The 4,452-nt window shown below is 46.9% G+C and carries 5 protein-coding genes; 2 read left to right on the forward strand and 3 right to left on the reverse strand.

The features are described from left to right. Positions 1 to 485, forward strand: a 485-nt coding sequence (locus Q0314_RS07430) for a fumarate hydratase (RefSeq protein WP_298057898.1), incomplete at its 5' end; no start/stop codon positions are given. Positions 486 to 494: 9 nt separating this feature from the next. Continuing rightward, the gene (locus tag Q0314_RS07435; RefSeq protein WP_298057899.1) at positions 495 to 1,055 is read left to right on the forward strand and encodes a Fe-S-containing hydro-lyase; all 561 of its coding nucleotides are present in this window, start codon (positions 495 to 497) and stop codon (positions 1,053 to 1,055) included. 124 nt (positions 1,056 to 1,179) lie between these two features. On the opposite strand, the gene Q0314_RS07440 is transcribed toward Q0314_RS07435, so the two are convergent. The 3 genes from Q0314_RS07440 to Q0314_RS07450 all read right to left on the reverse strand — a co-directional run bounded on the left by Q0314_RS07440 (position 1,180) and on the right by Q0314_RS07450 (position 4,223). Next, positions 1,180 to 1,695 (reverse strand): hypothetical protein, encoded by a 516-nt coding sequence (locus Q0314_RS07440; protein WP_298057901.1) that lies wholly within the window; start codon positions 1,693 to 1,695, stop codon positions 1,180 to 1,182. 247 nt (positions 1,696 to 1,942) lie between these two features. Then, the gene (gene dctP, locus Q0314_RS07445) at positions 1,943 to 2,995 is read right to left on the reverse strand and encodes a TRAP transporter substrate-binding protein DctP (RefSeq protein WP_298057903.1); all 1,053 of its coding nucleotides are present in this window, start codon (positions 2,993 to 2,995) and stop codon (positions 1,943 to 1,945) included. Positions 2,996 to 3,776: 781 nt separating this feature from the next. Further along, the gene (locus Q0314_RS07450; protein ID WP_298057905.1) at positions 3,777 to 4,223 is read right to left on the reverse strand and encodes a MarR family winged helix-turn-helix transcriptional regulator; all 447 of its coding nucleotides are present in this window, start codon (positions 4,221 to 4,223) and stop codon (positions 3,777 to 3,779) included. Positions 4,224 to 4,452 lie beyond the last annotated feature (229 nt).

Genomic DNA, 4,452 nt, shown 5'->3' on the forward strand with positions numbered 1-4,452 from the left:
CGACAAACAACACCCCCGCCGTCATAAACGTAAGGATAGTAAGAGGCGATAAAATCCACATAAAAGTGGCCCCAAAGGGCTTTGGTAGCGAGAACAAATCGGCTCTAAAGATGCTAGTGCCCGCAGACGGCCTAGAAGGCGTGAAAAAGGTATTTTTAGACACAGTTAAGCTAGCGGGACCAAACGCCTGTCCTCCGATGGTAATCGGCGTGGGCATAGGCGGCACGATGGATAAGGCCGCGCTAATGGCAAAATACGCAGCCGCTCGCGCCGCAGACAGCAAAAACCCCGATCCTAGATACGCCAAACTAGAAGAGGAACTACTAGAGCTCGCCTGTAAAACGGGCGTCGGACCGCAAGGACTAGGCGGCGACACGACCGCGGTAAAAGTAAACATCGAGTGGTATCCGACCCACATCGCGGGCCTGCCGGTCGCTATCAACATCAACTGTCACGCCGCTCGCCACGCCGAAGCTGAAATTTAAGGAGAAAAGATGTCAGAAGTAAAAAAGATAACCGCGCCGTTTGACAAAGAGGTCGTAAAAAGCCTAAAAGCCGGCGATAACGTATTAATAAGCGGCACCATCATCGCAGCTCGCGACGCCGCGCACAAGGCGCTAACCGAGACTTTGGCTCGCGGCGAGGCATTGCCCGTAAATTTAGCCGGCGAGACGATCTACTACCTAGGACCAAGCCCCGCAAAACCGGGCGACGTCATAGGCGCTGCGGGACCGACTACTAGCGGACGCATGGACAAATACACTCCGACGATGATAAACGAAGTAGGCATCAACGGCATGATCGGCAAGGGCTACCGCTCTGAGGCCGTCGTAGAGGCGATGAAAAAATCAGGCTGCGTCTATATGGTCGCTATCGGCGGCGCGGGCGCGCTGATTAGCCAAAGTATCAAAAAATACGAAGTGCTAGCCTATCCAGAGCTTGGCCCTGAGGCGATCGCGAGGCTCACGGTCGAGGATTTCCCGGCTATCGTAGCGATAGATAGCGAGGGCAATAACTTCTACGAAGCAGGACAGGCTCCGTATAAAAAAATATAAATTTCTAGGCGCGGGTTATCGCTAGCTCGCGCCCTGATCTAAGCACCGCTTTTAGTTTGCGCGCTATTTGCGAAAGCGGGCAAATTTGAAACCAAACGGCGCGTTAAACTCTTAAATTTTACGCTTAGTCTTTAAAAATTTTGTCGTAATTGCTCGGATACGCCGCTCTTAGAGATTTCTTAATCTTAGCCTTTAACGAACCACCGTCGCTAAGCTTTACGCCGCCAACTAGGCAATCTTTATCGCAAATTAGGCGCAAAGTTATATCCCGTTTTTCGCCAAATAGCTCAAATTTCACTTGCACTTCGTTCTCTGAGACCGCTTTTGCGCTAAAGTTTTTTAGCTCGTCAATCTCGTGCGAGCCTATAAAAGGATCGGCATCTAGATCGGACGATACGTGCTCTATGCCGCTTAGACGTCCCAGCGCAGAGCCGAACTGATCATAAATCAGCCCGTCAAGCTCGGGAGTCAGCCACTCCGAGGTGATAGGTTGCACTTCGCCGTTGCCGTAGTTTGTTTCGTAAAACTCGTTTACCGTTTTTTCCATTAGCGCGGCTTTCGTCGTTTGTGCGCTTAGGTTTGCGCCACCAAGACCGCAAAAAACTACAGCCAAAAGGCAAAATTTAGACACATTTTTCATGGCTTTCCTTTAAATTTAGGTGTTTGGTGATTTTAGCACTATTTGGGTTAAAATTCGGGAAGTTTAAGATATGAAAGTAACGGCGGTCTGCTTTGGCGCATTTGTTGGTTAAATTTAAGCAAAGCAGCGTTGATAAAATTTAGAGTTCAAATTTGACGTCAAGCTAAAATCGGGCTAAATTTAACACCAAATTTGCGTTAGCCGAGCCGTCAAATTTACTCGGACGGCTCGTTAAATTTAGCGGCGATCACTCCGTAGTGCTGTTTATGTAGCTGTTTTCGGAGATCTGCGTCCAGACTCTAGCCTTTTTCATAAAGGCTTTTTGCGAGTCTAGGATTTCCTTAAACGTCGCATCTTTGGCTGAGAGCTCGTCTAGGATCTCGTCCGTAGCCTTGCGCAGCGCGGCGATGATCTCTGGCGGAAACGAAGCGATTTTCACGTCTGGATGCTCGCTTTTGATTTTATCAAGGACCAGCGAGTTTTGATAGACCGCCGATTCGTAAACATCGGCCGCTACGGCCTTGGTCGCGGTTTCTACGATAGCTTGGAGGTCGGCCGGTAGCTTGTCCCAGAGCTTTTTGTTGATGTAAAATTCATTTTCGCTCGCAGGCTCCTGCCAGCCTGTGTAGTAAAATTTAGCCACCTTTTGAAAGCCGAAATTTATATCGATCGCAGGGCAGACCCACTCGACGGCGTCGATCGTGTTCATCTCCATCGCCATGTATAGCTCGCCGATCGGGATCGTGTTGATGTTTACGCCTAGCTTTGCCATTATCTCGCCGCCAAGCCCGGTCATGCGTAGTTTTAGTCCCTTTAGATCGTCCGTACTCTTGATCTCTTTTTTAAACCAGCCGCCCATTTGCATACCGAAATTTCCGCCGTGAAAGGTTACGATGCCGTACTCGTTAAAGACCTTTTGCGCGAGCTCCTTGCCTCCGCCGTACGCGTACCATGCGTCTTGCTCGGCCTTGTTCATACCAAAAGGCACGGTCGTAAAGAGCATGAGTTTAGCGTCCTTGCCTTTATAAAAGTAGCTTGCGGTGAAAGCCGCGTCGTACTGGGCACTTTTGACCATATCAAGTAGCGCAAACGCCGCCTTATGCTTGGACGGATAGTCGACGCGAACCTCGATACGGCCGTCGCTCATCTTTTCCACGAGCTCTTTAAATTTCTTCGGAGCGTCGCCTAGCACGGGTACGTTGCTCTCGTAGGTGGAGGCGAGCTTGATCTTATATTTTTCCGCAGCCTGCGCGCTAATCATCATCGCCGCGCATAGAGCTAGAGCTGAAAATAGTTTCATTTTTTCTCCTTTCGGTTTTAAATTTACCGATTATAGAGTTTTGTATTATATTTTTTGATTAATTTTAAAATTTAAGCTGTAAAATTTTACGATATATGAGTAAAAACGTAAATAAAATTATAAAATGTTACGAAAGTTAAATTTGCTGTTTGGGAATAAATTTGACGATCGTCGTCGTTAGGGCGGCGGCATTTGAGCGATACGACTCGGCGAATTTTGTTTGAGTGGGCGGCGGAAGTCGACACGTAGATACGGCTTTAAACTACTTTACGCGACGCATCAAAATCTAACGGGCCAAATTTACTCGTGTTTTTTTGGTTGCAAGATTAAACATTGGCGTAGCCTTAAGGCGCATTGCGGCGATTTTATAAGCCGTAAATGCTAAATTTAAGTAGCGCCGCTTGCGTTTGCAAAGATAAATCAGCAGGCAAATTCGCTGCGTGCTTTGGTAAATCGTCTGTACATTTTGAGCCGTATTTTCGCAGTCGCCGATTAAATTTAAGCGGCAAATTTGTCAAGACGACTTTTCGATAAATTTACAATGCAAATTTGTGAAATTTGAGCTCTAAAGCGTGTGCTTGAAACTCGAATTTAAGTCGCCGAGTACGAAAAACGGCGAGCGAGTAGGTAAATTTAGGAAGAGCTGGAAACGTCGTTAGCGTATGGCGTATTTGGCTAGAGTATTTTGCGCGTGGCTTGTCGCTAGCTCCGGTCTTATAGGCGTTTGCTGGCATTTTGGCAAAAATATACGACAAAAACGACTTGATTAATCCAAGCAAGCTTAGATTTCCGTTTTGATATCAGGCGTATTTTCGATCTCTTTGTCGCAAATCTCGCAAAAGCGCGTCAGCAACAAAAATAGCTTCTCGGCATTTTTTTCGCCGAGCCTAGCAAATACCCGCTCGCCCAGCTCATCGCTAGCGCGCACTATGGGGTCTGCTACGTCGTGCCCTTTTTGCGTGAGACTCATCGCGCGCTCCCTTTTATCCGCGCTTTGCTCGCCTATCTGCACTAGCCCTTTTTTGCGAAAATCCTTGCAGACGTTAAAGACCGTTTGCTTGGGTATGAGCCACTCTTGGCCGATCTTTTTTTGCGTCGAACGGCCGTCTTTTGCGAGTGTATAAAGCACTGCAAATTCGCTGTAGCTAAGCCCAGTTTTAGCAATCAGCATATCTATGCGTTTGTCGATATCGCCGATTTTTTTGCCCAGCTCGTCGAAGTTGTACATTGTTTCTCCCTTTTTTATATTGGGTGAATTTTAGTAAAATCCCAAAATATTTTCAAGGTTTTTGGATTGACTTTTAGTCCTAAATTTTGCTAATATAGTAAATTTTAAGACTAATATCAAAGGAAATTTATGAAACTCGGTAAATTTTTAAAGGCGTATTTTTTATCGTTCGCGCTGATTTTCGTCGCAGCTGCGCAGGAAAATAAATCGACACAGGAAGCAGTGTCGC

It is taken from the genome of uncultured Campylobacter sp. (assembly GCF_938040115.1).
GTDB lineage: Bacteria > Campylobacterota > Campylobacteria > Campylobacterales > Campylobacteraceae > Campylobacter_A.

What these genes read in the sequence shown, in the direction of transcription:
- dctP (WP_298057903.1), bottom strand. Translation starts at nt 2,995, where the DNA reads ATGAAACTATTTTCAGCTCTAGCTCTATGCGCGGCGATGATGATTAGC.
- Q0314_RS07450 (WP_298057905.1), bottom strand. Translation starts at nt 4,223, where the DNA reads ATGTACAACTTCGACGAGCTGGGCAAAAAAATCGGCGATATCGACAAA.
- Q0314_RS07440 (WP_298057901.1), bottom strand. Translation starts at nt 1,695, where the DNA reads ATGAAAAATGTGTCTAAATTTTGCCTTTTGGCTGTAGTTTTTTGCGGT.
- Q0314_RS07435 (WP_298057899.1), top strand. Translation starts at nt 495, where the DNA reads ATGTCAGAAGTAAAAAAGATAACCGCGCCGTTTGACAAAGAGGTCGTA.